We start from the raw sequence: 13,228 nt of genomic DNA, 5'->3' as shown, positions 1-13,228 counted from the left end.
CGGTGACCCTCGGGGTGTCTCGCGCGGGCCCCACCGCCTGTCACGGGCACTAAGCTTTTAGTTCGTGCTCGTCTTGGCTTTCGACACCGCGACCGCCGCAGTCACCGTGGCGCTGTACGAATGGTCTCCGGGCGAGGGGATCGTCGGCCGCGCGGCGGCCGAGGCGGTCGACCCGCGCCGGCACACCGAGTTGCTCACCCCTTCGATCGCGGCCGTGCTGGCCGAGGCGGGGGCGGCACCTGAGGACCTCAGCGCGCTGGCGGTGGGCGTCGGCCCCGGCCCCTACACCGGCCTGCGCGTCGGCCTGGTCACCGCACGGGCCATGGGTGAGGCGCTGCGCGTCCCCGTGCACGGCGTCTGCACGCTGGACGTCATCGCCTGGGCCTCGGGCCGGATGACGCCGTTCGCCGTGGCGACCGATGCCCGGCGCAAGGAGGTCTACTGGGCCCGTTACGACTCGGCGGGTGCCCGTACGACCGAACCCGCAGTCGGCCCGGCCACCGAGGTGCGCGACGGGGCTCCCAGCGATCTGCCGGTGATCGGCGAGGGCGCGGCCCTGTACGCCGACGTGCTGGGCACACCCGGCCAGGACCCCGTGCCGCTGCTGCCGACTGCGTCGGCGCTGGCGGAGCTGGTGGTGACCCGCCTGTCGGGCGGCGCCGGGCCGGAGCTGCTCCCGCCCGAGCCGCTCTACCTGCGGCGTCCTGACGCCAAGGAGCCCGGCCCGCGCAAGAAGGTGACGCCCGCGACGCCGCCGAGCGGAGTGCGGCCATGACGAGGTTTCTGCTGCGCGGCATGACCTCCGAGGATCTGCCCGCCGTCCTGCGGCTGGAGCGCGAGCTGTTCCCCGAGGACGCGTGGAGCGAGGAGATGCTCCGCGGTGAGCTGGCGGACCAGCCGCGCACTCGCCACTACGTGATCGCCGAGTCCGGCGACCGGGAGATCGTCGGCTATGCGGGCCTGTCCGCCGCGGGCGGGCAGGCGGACGTGCAGACCATCGGGGTGCGGACCGGCTGGCGGGGCGCGGGCATCGGCGCCGCGCTGCTCACCGAGCTGCTCGACGAGGCGGCCCGCCGTGACAGTGAGGCCGTCTTCCTGGAAGTGCGCGCCGACAACGACCCGGCGCGCCGGTTGTACGAGCGGTTCGGCTTCGAGCGGGTCGGCCTCCGCAAGCGCTACTACCAGCCGTCGAACGTGGACGCCATCGTGATGCGCCGCGAGCTGCGCGGGGTTCGCCGTGCGCCCGTCGGCTTTTCCCGGGAGCAATCATGATCCGAGACTCCGAGCCCCTGGTGCTGGGCATCGAGACCTCCTGCGACGAGACCGGGGTCGGCGTCGTCCGTGGCCACACCCTGCTGGCCGACGCGATCGCCTCCAGCGTGGATCAGCACGCCAGGTTCGGCGGCGTGGTGCCCGAGGTGGCCTCACGGGCCCACCTTGAGGCCATGACGCCGACCGTGGAGCGTGCGCTCGCCGACGCCGGGGTGGCGTTCGAGGACATCGACGCGTTCGCGGTCACCGCCGGTCCGGGGCTGCCCGGCGCGCTGATGGTCGGCGTGGCCGCCGCCAAGGCCTACGCGCTGTCCCTCGGCAAGCCGCTGTACGGGGTGAACCACCTGGCCGCGCACGTGGCCGTCGACCAGCTCGAACACGGCCCGCTGCCCAAGCCCTGCGTGGCCATGCTGGTCTCGGGAGGCCACTCCTCGCTGCTGCTGGTGCCCGATGTGGCCACCGACGTGCGGCCGCTGGGGTCGACCGTGGACGACGCGGCGGGCGAGGCGTTCGACAAGGTCGCCCGGGTGCTGGATCTCGGCTTCCCCGGCGGCCCGGTGATCGACCGGATGGCCCGCGACGGCGATCCGGCCGCGATCGCGTTCCCGCGTGGCAAGTACGCCGACGGCACCTACGACTTCTCCTTCTCCGGCCTCAAGACGGCCGTCGCGCGCTGGGTCGAGGCGAGGGAACGCGCCGGCGAGCCGGTGCCGGTCGCGGACGTGGCCGCCTCGTTCCAGGAGGCGGTGGTCGACGTCCTCACCCACAAGGCACTGCGGGTCTGCAAGGACAACGACGTTCAGGATCTGCTGATCGGCGGCGGCGTGGCGGCCAACTCCCGGCTGCGGGCCCTCGCCCAGGAACGGTGCGAGGCCGCGGGCGTACGGCTGCGGGTGCCGAGGCCCAAGCTGTGCACCGACAACGGCGCCATGGTGGCCGCGCTGGGCTCCGAGCTGGTCGCCTCCGGTAAGGCCCCGTCAGAGCTCGACCTGCCTGCCGACTCCAGCCTGCCGATCGAGCACGTGCTGCTCTAGCCCTGCTCCGGCCGCCGATCAGGCTTCGAGCTCCCGATCAGGCTTCGAGCTCGGCGAGCAGGGACGCGAGATAGTCCTCGATGAGCGGAACGTGGGCCTCGCTGATGACCCGGCCGGGTTCCTCCGGGAGCATGTCCAGCAGGCACTGCACGTCCCAGTACGGGTCGTGCGGGTAGCCGCCGGACACCTGGTCGAACGCGGCCAGGAACCGGTCGGCCACGGGCTTGCCGTACCGCAGCACCAGGGTCAGCCGCATCCGCGCGATGTCGACGGCGACGGGGCCGTACGAGGCGTCGGACCAGTCGACGACGCCGGTGAGCCGCCCGTACGACCACAGCGTGTTGTCCGGCTGGTAGTCGCGGTGGATGAAGCGGGACGGCGCCTCCGGCGCGGGCCTGGACGCGACGTCGTACGCGCGCTGCCAGAGCTCGGCGCGGCCCGCGTGCACCGGCGGTGTGCGCACGCCGAGCCGGTTGTACGGGACGTACGGCGGCATCGTGGACGCGCCGCTCAGCGCATGCACGCCCAGCAGCGCCGCCGCGAGCTGGATGAGGTATTCGGGCAGGTCGTCGGGGGCCGGCCGGGGCGGGTGCCCGATCAGCCGGGTGATGAGCAGGGCCGGGGCGTCGCCGTAGGCGCCGGCGGGGTCGGCGGCGACCAGCGAGGGGGTCGGGATCTCGGCACCGGCCAGGAGGGCCAGCGCGGCGATCTCACGTTCGGGGGAGAAATCCGAGCCGCCCCGGGGGAAGTAGGCGTCGTGCGGGCGGCCGGGACCCGCGGGGAGCCAGCGGCGGAGCACGAGACGGTGGGCGCTGCCCGAGCGGCTCTCCACCAGGAGCGCGTGGTTGACGTGCGCGACGCCGCCCGCCAGTGGGCGGATCATCCTGACCTCGGCGCCCCGGCCGAGGCACTCCTCGACCCAGCGCAGGGTGGCGCGGCTGGGCGGTGCGCCGATCGGAAGGCAGGTAGCCGGGGTCTGGGTCACGAGATCCATGAAAACGGATTCAGATGGGTATTGAGAGTGATTTTGCAAAGACGGAACGTAACGAAACGCACGTCGTCGGCGTTTCTTGGGAGGAGGATCCTCCTCCGTGCCGCCTTCCCGGGCGTCCCTTGAGGGATCGCGGGGGCGGTGGGGCGCCCTCGTGGGCGCCCCACCTTCCCGTGATCAACGGAGCCCGCCGCCAGGGACGCGGCCTCAGTCCTTGCCCTCGCGGCGGGGGCGCAGCAGCGCCTCGGCCAGCGCCAGCATGGTCTCCTCCAGCGTCGAGAGCCGCTTGAGGACGTCCTCGTGCACCGCCGTCACCTGCTTGGTGACGTCGCCGTGGAAGCTGTCGACCTTCTTGCCCACCTCCGTCTGGACGCCCTCGACCCGCTTGCCGACCTCCGTCTGCACGTCCGCGGCACGGCGGGCGACCTCGTCGTGCATGCCGTCCACGCGCCTGGCGAACTCCTCCTGGACGCCGCCGACCCGCTTGGTGACGTCCTCGTGGATGCTGTCGACCTGCTTGGTGACGTCGTCGTGGATGCCGTCGATCCGCCTGCTGACGTCGTCGTGCACGCCGGTGACCTGGCGGGAGACCTCGTTGTGCACCGACTCCACCTGCTTGGTGACGTCGATGTGCACCGACTCGACGCGCCGGGACACGATCTCCACCTGGGTGGTGAACTCCTCCAGGGCGCCGTCGACCTTCTTGGTGACCTCCTCGTGGATGCCCTCGATGCGCTTGCGCACGTCCTCGTGGACGTCCTCGAAGCGCTTGGAGAACTCCTCCATCCGCTTGGCGACGTCGCTGTAGGCGGTCTCGGCGATCTGGGACATCGTCGCCTTGACCTCGTCGCGGTCCGGCCGGGCGCGCAGCTCCTCGATGAGCGGGTCGACCGCGTCGACGAGGTGCTTTTCGAGCGCGTCGAAGCGGTCGCTGTGGTCGAGCACCGGACGCTGGACCAGCTCGGCCAGCTTGCGGTGCAGCTCGGAGATCTCCAGCGTGGCGGGGAGCTGGCCGATCCGGTCGTTGACGCCGTCGATCCGGTCGTCGATGCCCTCGAACCGGCCGTCCAGCCCGTTCAGCTTGCCCGACAGCCCCTCGAGTCGGCCATCGAGCCCGTCCAGCCGTCCGTCCAGCCCGTCCAGCCGTCCACCGACCCCCTCGACCCGCCCGTTGACGGCCTCCAGGCCCTGCTCCACGCGCTCGGCCATCTCGCCCAGCGACTGGTCCACCCGCGTGGTGACCCCGGTGATCGAGTGTTCGAGCTTCTCAGCCCGGTGCCCCAGCTCGGCCAGTGACTTGTCCAGCCGGTTGAAGCGGACGGAGGCCGCCTCCATGCTTCCCTGGAGCTTGTCCAGGCGCTTGGTCATCTCCTCCATCCGCTGCGACGCCTGCTGGGTGGCGTCGGTGATGTTCTGCGCGGAGTCCAGCACCGCCTGCAGCCGGGTGAGCCCCTCATCGACGTTCTCGGCCACGACCCCGACGTCGGCCCAGAGCGCCGGCAGTTCGGCGACGGGCTTGACCCGCTCGCCCACCGCCTCGATGTGCTCGGCAAGTCCCTCGGCCCACTCCGGCGGTTTGCTGGACAGGTCGTCGACCTGCCCGCGCACGTTGTCGAGCTGCCCCGTCAGCCCGTTGAGCTCCCGCTCCCGGACCTCCCGGAGCAGCCACTCCATACCTTCCAGTCGCTGGCGTATCTCATCCAGGACCTGACCCTGTGAGCGCTGTTCATAGACGTGGTCCTGCGCCGCACGGGCGAGCAACTCCCGCATCCGGTCCGAGACCGGTTGACCCCCCGTCTGCAGGAAGTTGTGATTCGTTTCCACCCGATGCTCCTTCGTGTGCCGACGCGGCTAAATAACGCGCGGCAATGAATCGTGAGGGCCCAACCATAGTGCTTCTCCAGCACGCTTATGAGAGGGAGCAGGGAACATTACGAGTTCTGTAGAATGCGCTTGTTTCCCGAGTGGTACGGAACGTGTCCGATCACAACGAGTGTGGTGATTCGGGTGTTCTGCTTAATTCCGGCGGTGGCGTCCCTCATAGTGCCTCCCGCCGTGCCCGTTGCTGGGCAGGGGCGGCGGCAGCGTGCAGCCGCAGGTCTCCACCAATCTGACCAGCTCGTACTCACCGATCAGGACCGCGCGGCAGGACATGCACTGCTCGATCAGGATGCCGTCGCGCTGGTAGCCGACCATTCCCGCATGGCATTTGGGGCATTGCATGGCCACCTCCTGATCAGGCGGAGCCGTTTCCCGGCCCGGTTCATACACCCTTGCCGGTCGGTCGTAAATCATAGTCCGCGCAATGCCGGAAAGTGCTCAGGATTTGCTCTGCCGTGGCGCGTTGCCCGTGGTCACTTGGTGTTCTCGGCCGACATGGAGATCATTGGGATTGATTAAGGGCGCGATGGTCCGCCGGGCGAGTCAGCAGCGCGATCGGCGCCGTGCCGACCCGGGTCAGCACGAGCGTCATCTCCTTCGCTCCCCTGGGCGCCTTCCGCGCGAAACCGAGGTCGCGCCGGAGCCGGTCGACATCGACCGCCGAGCCGCGCTTCTTGACCGTCAGGACGCCGACCTCACGGCGCCGCAGCTCGGCCTTCAGCCGCTTCAGCGAGAAGCCCAGCACGTCCTCGATCTCGTACGCGGCGGCGAACGGCGTCGGGACGAGCTCGTCGGAGGTCACATAGGCGATCTTCGGGTCGGCGAGCCCGCCGTTCACCCGTGCCGCCACCTCGGCGACCAGGTGGGCGCGGATCACGGCCCCGTCCGGCTCGTACAGATAACGGCCCCACTCCCGTACGGCCGGATCGCCCAGCCCGGGCTCGGGTGTCAGCGTCTCGACCCACGCCCCGGCCCCGCCCGGCTCAGCCACGTCCGTGCCGGCCGCGCCCGCCCCTCCCCGGTCTCCCTCGGTGATCAGCGTGGCGCGGCGGCGTACGTTTCCGGCCAGCCCGCCGAGCCAGAGCGCGGCCTCCTTGACCTCGCCGCCGACCGAGATCCATTCGGCCTCGGCGCCGTCCGGCACCGCCTCGTGCGGGATGCCGGGCGCCACCTTCACGCACGCGCCGCCCGCCCGGCCCGCGATTTCCAGCACCGTGTCCAGTGGCGGCTCGTACGACCTGGGATCGAAGACCCGCCCCCGCGCCGTCCGCCGGCCAGGGTCGGCGAACACCGTCCCGTACCCGCCGGGGTCCTCCCGCGTGGCGTCCCCCTCACGGACGGACGCCGACTCCCCGAGACCGAACGCATCCACGTTCGCCCGAGCCACGGCGGCCGTCAGCGGATCGAGTTCGACGCCCATACCTGGCACACCCGCGCGAGCCCGGGCGATGAGGTCGCCGCCGATCCCGCACCCGAGCTCCAGCGTCGGCTCCGTCGAGGCGAACGAGGCGAAGCGGCGAGCTCGGTACGCGGCCACGGACGCCCGGGTGGACTGCTCCAGACCCGCGGGGGTGAAGTACATCCGAGCCGCGTCCCGGCCGAATTTGGCACGGGCGCGCTCGCGGAGGCGCACCTGGGTGAGGGCGGCGGCGACGAGGTCGGCGGGGTGGCGCTCGCGGAGCCGGGACGCGGTGGTGATGAGCCCGTTCTCGCTCAGGTCCGACCCGGCCGCCTCGGCGAGCACCGCCTGGCCGGGCGGGGTGAGAAGGCTTGCGAACGCCGCGATGTCCATAGGGTGGACGGTAGCGCCGCGATGAACGCCGGAAGGCGCCGCCGTTGACGGTGTTCGCCCTTGACCGTGTTCGTGTTGACGGGCTACCGGGGATTGCATAGTCTCCATGACTGGCACTCTCCAGGCGAGAGTGCCAACCAAAGCGACAAGGTCGGTCTGGCACCCGCGACGACAGGCCGGTCCAGGGTCGCCTCTTCTGCCACCTGTGCGGCCGGCCTCGCCGAGGTCGGCCGAGGACACCACGAAGGGGAGGTCAGATCGTGACGACCGCCACCAAGGTTGCTCTCAAGCCGCTTGAGGACCGCATCGTGGTCCAGCCGCTCGAGGCCGAGACCACCACCGCGTCGGGCCTGGTCATTCCCGACACCGCCAAGGAGAAGCCCCAGGAGGGCACCGTCCTTGCGGTGGGCCCGGGACGCGTCGACGACAAGGGCGAGCGCGTGCCGCTCGACGTGAGCGTCGGCGACGTCGTGCTCTACAGCAAGTACGGGGGCACCGAGGTCAAGTACAACAACGAGGAGTACCTCGTTCTCTCGGCTCGCGACGTCCTCGCGATCATCGAGAAGTAATCACCGAGACGTGATGCAACGCCCCGGATCCGCCCGAAGCAGGGGCGGGTCCGGGGCGCTCGCGTGACGGTCTGCCGTACAACGGAGTTTGGGAGTTATCCGTATGGCGAAGATCCTTGAATTCGACGAGGGCGCTCGCCGGGCTCTTGAGCGCGGCGTCAACGCCCTCGCGGACGCCGTCAAGGTGACCATCGGCCCGCGCGGCCGCAACGTGGTCATCGACAAGAAGTTCGGCGCCCCGACCATCACCAACGACGGCGTCACCATCGCCCGCGAGGTGGAGCTGGAGGACCCGTACGAGAACCTGGGTGCCCAGCTCGCCAAGGAAGTGGCGACCAAGACCAACGACATCGCCGGTGACGGCACCACCACCGCGACCGTGCTGGCCCAGGCGCTCGTGCGCGAGGGCATCCGCAACGTGGCCGCCGGCGCCTCGCCGCTGAGCCTCAAGCGTGGCATGGACGCGGCGGCGCAGTTCGTGTCCGACCAGCTCCTGAAGTCGGCGCGCGAGATCGAGGAGAAGAGCGACATCGCCGGTGTCGCGACGATCTCCGCGCAGGACGCCAAGATCGGCGAGCTGATCGCCGAGGCGTTCGAGAAGGTCGGCAAGGACGGTGTCATCACCGTCGAGGAGGCCCACACCTTCGGCCTGGAGCTGGAGTTCACCGAGGGCCTGCAGTTCGACAAGGGCTACCTGTCTCCGCACATGGTGACCGACCCCGAGCGCATGGAGGCCGTCCTGGAGGACGCCTACGTGCTGATCGTGGACGGCAAGATCTCCAACGTGCAGGAGTTCCTGCCGCTGGCCGAGAAGGTCGCCCAGACCAAGAAGCCGCTGCTGGTCGTGGCCGAGGACGTCGAGGGCGAGGCCCTGGCGCTGCTGGTCGCCAACAAGATCCGCGGCACCTTCCTGTCGGTCGCCGTCAAGGCGCCCGGCTTCGGCGACCGCCGCAAGGCGATGCTCGGCGACATGGCCACCCTGACCGGCGGCCAGGTCGTCAGCGAGGCCATCGGCCTCAAGCTCGACAGCATCGGCCTGGACGACCTCGGCCGGGCCCGCCGGATCACCGTCACCAAGGACGCGACCACGATCGTCGACGGTGCCGGCTCGCAGGACGAGATCAACGCCCGGATCAACCAGATCAAGGTCGAGATCGAGAACAGCGACTCCGACTGGGACCGCGAGAAGCTGCAGGAACGCCTGGCCAAGCTGGCCGGCGGCGTCTGCGTGCTGCGTGTCGGTGCCGCCACCGAGGTGGAGCTGAAGGAGAAGAAGCACCGCCTGGAGGACGCCATCTCGGCGACCCGCGCGGCCATCGAGGAGGGCATCGTGTCCGGCGGCGGCAGCGCCCTGGTGCACGTGGCCAAGGAGGGCTTCGACGCCCTCGGCCTCAGCGGCGACGAGGCCACCGGTGCGGAGGCCCTGCGCCGCGCCCTGGTCGAGCCGCTCCGCTGGATCTCCGAGAACGCCGGCAAGGAGGGCTACGTCGTCGTCTCCAAGGTCCAGGAGCTGCCCGTCGGCCACGGCTTCAACGCCGCGACCGACGAGTTCGGCGACCTGGTCGCCCAGGGCGTCATCGACCCGGTGAAGGTGACCCGTTCGGCCGTCACCAACGCCGCGTCGATCGCGGGCATGCTGCTCACCACCGAGGCGCTCGTCGTGGACAAGCCGGAGGAGGCCGATGAGGCCGCCGGCGGCGGTCACGGCCATGGCCACGGTCACGGCCACTGACCCTCGGTTGAACGACCGGAGTGAAGGCCCTCACCCATCCGGGTGGGGGCCTTCGCATGGTTCGGGGAACCATGAGCGACCGAATGACCGCGTTGCGTCATATCAGGGGGCTCGTCCCCGCACTGTGACCATTCCGTTGTCGTGGACGGGGGAGACAGGCTCGACCCCGCTGGGCATCATGCTCTCGTGACCGAGGGAGCCTTCGCCGGGACCACGACCGCGCGCGCTACCGAGCCCTCGGGGGGGAACGCCCCTCCGACAGCTCCCGATGTCGGACGCGGGGTGCGGGTCGTCCGCCCGGCCGCCGTCCGTTCGAGCGGGGCCGACGAAGGCGACCTCAAAGAGCTGACGAGCCTTGCCGTCCAGGGTGACCCGGGGGCGATCGAGGTGCTCATCGGGCACGTCCGCCCGATGGTGGTCCGCTACTGCCGGGCCCGCCTTGGCCGGGTCTCCGGGCAGTACCACATCGCCGACGACGTGGCCCAGGAGGTCTGCATCGCGGTCCTGTCCGCGCTGCCCCGCTACCGCGACATGGGCCGCCCCTTCGCCTCGTTCGTCTTCGGCATCGCCGCGCACAAGATCGCTGATGCGCTGCGCAGCGCGGTGCGCGCGGCCGTGCCGACCGAGGACCTCCCGGACGGACCGGACGACCGTCCGGGTCCCGAGGAGACCGTGGTGCGCTACATCGAGGCGCAGCGCGCCCGCGATCTGCTGACGCGCCTGCCCGATCACCAGCGTGAGCTGGTGTTGTTGCGAGTGGTGGCGGGGCTGTCGGCGGAGGAGACCGGTAATGTGCTGGGCATGTCCGCGGGGGCGGTACGCGTCGCGCAGCACCGGGCCCTGGCCCGGTTGCGCGCGATGGCACGAGAGGAGTCGATCGCTTGACGGAACGGAGCCACGGCGCCCCGGATCCGGTCGAGCCTTCGATGTCCGGCGCGCCCCCGACACCGGGGAGCCCGACGCCTGCGCCCCCGTCGCCGGAGGCGGATCTGAGTGCCGTACGCCGTACCGACGCGCTGTTCGACGACCTGGCGGCCCGCCGCACTGCCTCCTGTGAGCCCGCCGTGCGCCTGTTGCACGCACTGGTCGCCGACGTTGACGCAGGACTCGACATCGGCGATGCCACCGGGCCGGATTCGGTGCCTGACCAGGCGGCGCGCGAGGCGGGCGGCAACGATCCGGCCACCCCGGGCGGCCGGCGCCGCGGCTCCCGTACGTTCGTCGCCCTCGGAGTCGTGGGCGTGGTCCTGACCAGCACCGGCGTCGCAGCCGCGGGTGGCCGGCTGACCCATGACGCCGCCCCCGCCCCGCAGACGCCCCAGGTGTCCGACGAGCCGCTGGTGGTCCGGCTCGAAACCAAGAGGCGCCCGCCCTCGCCGGGCAGGGCGCCGGTCACGGGGCCTGTGGCGCCGGCTCAGGGCCGTCCGGGCGTGAAGGGGCCCGAGCCCGATCCGGTACGCCGCCGTGTCGAGGACCTCAAGCGCAAGCTCGAAGACCTGTTGCCGCCCAAGCACCGCCGGCAGGGGCACGATGACTGGCCCTTCCAGACGCCCAAGGCCAAGGACGAGGACGACACCCGGAAGAAGCTGGACGACATCCGCAGGCAGGCCCAGAAGCGGCTCGATCGCCACCGCGACCGCGACGGCCGATAGGGCCGTGCGCGACCGTCAGCCGGTCACTCGGTCTCGCGGCCCTCTTCGCTGTCGATGACGCCATCGACGTAGCCGCGGGCATATTCCCAGCTCACGTAGTCGACCGGGTCGGGCGCCAGCGCCGGCTCGTGCACGCGGGGCAGGCCCTGGTCGAGCAGATGCCGCAGGTTGCCGTGCAGCAGATCCCAGTCGATGTAGTGCAGCTTTCCGCAGTCGCCGCAGTCGACGGTCAGCCCGCGTACGCCGAGGGGTTCGAGGAGCGCCCGGAAGACCTCCAGGTCGGCCAGATCGGCCAGCACGTCCTCCCGCTCCGCCACGCTGAGCGGCGCGATCTCGTCCCCGGGATCGCCAAGCGACGCCGCCGGGTCCTCGGGATCGTCGGCGAACGGATCGAGCGGGGCATCGTCGTGCACGGTCCCACGCTACTGCGCAATGCCCCACCAAGTGCACCCCCTGTCCCTTCCGAGCGCGAACGGCCAGGTGTCCATGCCGTTACGTAATGCCCCATAGAAGGAATCTTTACGGATCAGCGGGGAATTCAGTGGCTCGTCCCAGGCGTTACGGGGTGTCATGAACGCCACGAGGACGGCGCCCGCAGCGAAGCAAGGGATGCCGTCCGAGTAGCGGGGTCTGGGGGGCGTCCCAGATGGACAGGGGCGGTGCGGGCAAGCGGCGGTCGCCTGGGCACGTGACGCCCTACCATGGGAGCAGGGCCGCCGTGACCTGGCACTGTTCTGACCTGGCGCTGTTCACAATGCGCACGATGCCGCCGCGACTACTGGAAAGGTCGTCATGAACCCCGCAGCCGAGTCCGCGAAGTTCCTCCCGCAGGGCCTGACCTTTGACGATGTGCTGCTGCTGCCGGGCTACTCCGACCTGCAGCCGGGGGAGGCCGACACCACGACCCGGCTGACCCGCAACATCTCGCTGCGCATCCCGCTGGTGTCGGCCGCGATGGACACGGTGACCGAATCCCGTACCGCGGTCGCGATGGCCCGCCAGGGCGGTATCGGCGTCCTGCACCGCAACATGTCGGTCGAGGAGCAGGCCGCCGAGGCCGACCGGGTCAAGCGCTCCGAGGCCGGAATGATCACCAATCCGGTGACCTGCCTGCCCGACGCCACGCTGGCCGACGTCGAGGAGCTGTGCGCCCGCTACCGCATCTCCGGCGTGCCGGTGACCGATGTGCGCGGCGTGCTGGTCGGCATCGTGACCAACCGCGACATGCGCTTCGAGACCGACCACTCGCGCCCGGTGCGCGAGGTCATGACCCCGATGCCGCTGGTGACCGCCCCGGTGGACGTGTCCAAGGACGAGGCGTTCAACCTGTTGGCCTCCAACAAGATCGAGAAGCTGCCGCTGGTGGACGCGGAGGGCCGGCTGCGCGGGCTCATCACGGTCAAGGACTTCACCAAGAGCGAGCAGTACCCCGACTCCACCAAGGACGCCGACGGCCGCCTGCTGGTGGCCGCCGCCGTGGGCGTCGGCGAGGACGCCATCCGCCGTGCCCAGGCGCTCATCGAGGCCGGCACGGACGTCATCATCGTCGACACCGCGCACGGCCACTCCAAGGGCGTCGCCGACACCATCGCCAAGATCAAGGCCAACTCCCGGGTCGACGTGGTCGGCGGCAACGTCGCCACCTACGCCGGGGCCAAGGCGCTCGCCGAGGCCGGTGCGGACGGCGTCAAGGTCGGTGTCGGGCCGGGATCCATCTGCACCACCCGCGTCGTCGCGGGCGTGGGCGTGCCGCAGATCACCGCGATCTTCGAGGCGGCCCGCGCGGCCAAGGAGGCCGGGCTGCCGGTCATCGGCGACGGCGGCCTGCAGTACTCCGGCGACATCGCCAAGGCCATCGTGGCCGGCGCCGAGACCGTGATGCTCGGCAGCCTGCTGGCCGGCATCGAGGAGTCCCCGGGCGAGCTGATCTTCGTACACGGCAAGCAGTACAAGTCGTACCGCGGCATGGGCTCGCTCGGCGCCATGCGCAACCGCGAGCGCGGCGCCTCCTACTCCAAGGACCGCTACGCGCAGGCCGACGTCAGCGCCGAGGAGAAGCTGATCCCCGAGGGCGTCGAGGGCCAGGTGCCTTACCGCGGCCCGCTTGCGAACGTGGCACACCAGCTCGTCGGCGGCCTCCACCAGTCGATGTGGTACGCCGGGGCGCGCACGATCTCCGAGCTCCAGGAGCGCGGCCAGCTCATGAGGATCAGCGCGGCGGGGCTGCGCGAGAGCCACCCGCACGACATCCAGATGACCGTCGAAGCTCCCAATTACCAGGGCCGCTAGTCTGAAGAGGTCGGCT

At 70.7% G+C, this 13,228-nt stretch carries 13 protein-coding genes; 8 read left to right on the top strand and 5 right to left on the bottom strand.

Annotation, left to right across the window (positions count from 1 at the left end; genetic code table 11):
- Positions 1-64 precede the first annotated feature (64 nt).
- The 3 genes from tsaB to tsaD are packed head-to-tail and all read left to right on the top strand — an operon-like array spanning position 65 to position 2,306.
- Entirely contained in the window at positions 65-775 is a 711-nt protein-coding gene (tsaB, locus tag F8566_RS06080; RefSeq protein ID WP_151558854.1) for a tRNA (adenosine(37)-N6)-threonylcarbamoyltransferase complex dimerization subunit type 1 TsaB, read from the top strand.
- Entirely contained in the window at positions 772-1,272 is a 501-nt protein-coding gene (rimI, locus tag F8566_RS06075) for a ribosomal protein S18-alanine N-acetyltransferase (RefSeq protein ID WP_151558852.1), read from the top strand. The genes tsaB and rimI overlap by 4 nt, the downstream gene beginning before the upstream one ends.
- Positions 1,269-2,306 carry a tRNA (adenosine(37)-N6)-threonylcarbamoyltransferase complex transferase subunit TsaD gene (tsaD, locus tag F8566_RS06070; protein WP_151558850.1) on the top strand — a complete coding sequence of 346 codons (1,038 nt, stop codon included), beginning with the start codon at positions 1,269-1,271 and terminating at the stop codon, positions 2,304-2,306. The genes rimI and tsaD overlap by 4 nt, the downstream gene beginning before the upstream one ends.
- Before the next feature lie 37 nt (positions 2,307-2,343).
- Here the strand turns inward: tsaD and F8566_RS06065 are convergent, their stop codons facing one another.
- From F8566_RS06065 to F8566_RS06050, 4 genes are all read right to left on the bottom strand, one after another.
- Entirely contained in the window at positions 2,344-3,300 is a 957-nt protein-coding gene (locus tag F8566_RS06065) for a phosphotransferase family protein (protein ID WP_151558848.1), read from the bottom strand.
- A gap of 204 nt (positions 3,301-3,504) precedes the next feature.
- The gene (locus tag F8566_RS06060) at positions 3,505-5,121 is read right to left on the bottom strand and encodes an apolipoprotein A1/A4/E domain-containing protein (protein ID WP_151558846.1); all 1,617 of its coding nucleotides are present in this window, start codon (positions 5,119-5,121) and stop codon (positions 3,505-3,507) included.
- A gap of 192 nt (positions 5,122-5,313) precedes the next feature.
- The gene (locus F8566_RS06055) at positions 5,314-5,520 is read right to left on the bottom strand and encodes a zf-TFIIB domain-containing protein (protein ID WP_151558844.1); all 207 of its coding nucleotides are present in this window, start codon (positions 5,518-5,520) and stop codon (positions 5,314-5,316) included.
- A 160-nt stretch (positions 5,521-5,680) separates the two neighbouring features.
- The gene (locus tag F8566_RS06050; RefSeq protein ID WP_151558842.1) at positions 5,681-6,970 is read right to left on the bottom strand and encodes a THUMP-like domain-containing protein; all 1,290 of its coding nucleotides are present in this window, start codon (positions 6,968-6,970) and stop codon (positions 5,681-5,683) included.
- Positions 6,971-7,230: 260 nt separating this feature from the next.
- Here F8566_RS06050 and groES point away from each other — a divergent pair, with 260 nt between their 5' ends.
- The 4 genes from groES to F8566_RS06030 all read left to right on the top strand — a co-directional run bounded on the left by groES (position 7,231) and on the right by F8566_RS06030 (position 10,923).
- Entirely contained in the window at positions 7,231-7,539 is a 309-nt protein-coding gene (gene groES, locus F8566_RS06045; RefSeq protein WP_151558840.1) for a co-chaperone GroES, read from the top strand.
- A gap of 103 nt (positions 7,540-7,642) precedes the next feature.
- The gene (gene groL / locus F8566_RS06040) at positions 7,643-9,271 is read left to right on the top strand and encodes a chaperonin GroEL (RefSeq protein ID WP_151558838.1); all 1,629 of its coding nucleotides are present in this window, start codon (positions 7,643-7,645) and stop codon (positions 9,269-9,271) included.
- Positions 9,272-9,553: 282 nt separating this feature from the next.
- Complete coding sequence (locus F8566_RS06035; protein WP_151559040.1) at positions 9,554-10,156, top strand: sigma-70 family RNA polymerase sigma factor; 603 nt, start codon at positions 9,554-9,556, stop codon at positions 10,154-10,156.
- On the top strand, positions 10,153-10,923 hold the full coding sequence (locus tag F8566_RS06030; RefSeq protein WP_151558836.1) for a hypothetical protein: 771 nt from the start codon (positions 10,153-10,155) through the stop codon (positions 10,921-10,923). The genes F8566_RS06035 and F8566_RS06030 overlap by 4 nt, the downstream gene beginning before the upstream one ends.
- A gap of 23 nt (positions 10,924-10,946) precedes the next feature.
- On the opposite strand, the gene F8566_RS06025 is transcribed toward F8566_RS06030, so the two are convergent.
- Positions 10,947-11,336 carry a DUF5319 domain-containing protein gene (locus F8566_RS06025; RefSeq protein ID WP_151558834.1) on the bottom strand — a complete coding sequence of 130 codons (390 nt, stop codon included), beginning with the start codon at positions 11,334-11,336 and terminating at the stop codon, positions 10,947-10,949.
- A gap of 379 nt (positions 11,337-11,715) precedes the next feature.
- Between F8566_RS06025 and guaB the strand changes: the two genes are divergently transcribed.
- Positions 11,716-13,212, top strand: a complete 1,497-nt coding sequence (guaB, locus tag F8566_RS06020) for an IMP dehydrogenase (protein ID WP_151558833.1) — start codon at positions 11,716-11,718, stop codon at positions 13,210-13,212.
- The last annotated feature ends 16 nt before the right edge of the window (positions 13,213-13,228 follow it).

The sequence above is a fragment of the Actinomadura rudentiformis genome (assembly GCF_008923185.1).
GTDB lineage: Bacteria > Actinomycetota > Actinomycetes > Streptosporangiales > Streptosporangiaceae > Spirillospora > Spirillospora rudentiformis.
This window is presented reverse-complemented; position numbering and strand designations above follow the sequence as displayed.

Coding starts and splice junctions, on each gene's coding strand:
- rimI (WP_151558852.1), top strand. CDS start 772: ATGACGAGGTTTCTGCTGCGCGGCATGACCTCCGAGGATCTGCCCGCC.
- tsaD (WP_151558850.1), top strand. CDS start 1,269: ATGATCCGAGACTCCGAGCCCCTGGTGCTGGGCATCGAGACCTCCTGC.
- F8566_RS06065 (WP_151558848.1), bottom strand. CDS start 3,300: ATGGATCTCGTGACCCAGACCCCGGCTACCTGCCTTCCGATCGGCGCA.
- F8566_RS06055 (WP_151558844.1), bottom strand. CDS start 5,520: ATGCAATGCCCCAAATGCCATGCGGGAATGGTCGGCTACCAGCGCGAC.
- F8566_RS06050 (WP_151558842.1), bottom strand. CDS start 6,970: ATGGACATCGCGGCGTTCGCAAGCCTTCTCACCCCGCCCGGCCAGGCG.
- groL (WP_151558838.1), top strand. CDS start 7,643: ATGGCGAAGATCCTTGAATTCGACGAGGGCGCTCGCCGGGCTCTTGAG.
- guaB (WP_151558833.1), top strand. CDS start 11,716: ATGAACCCCGCAGCCGAGTCCGCGAAGTTCCTCCCGCAGGGCCTGACC.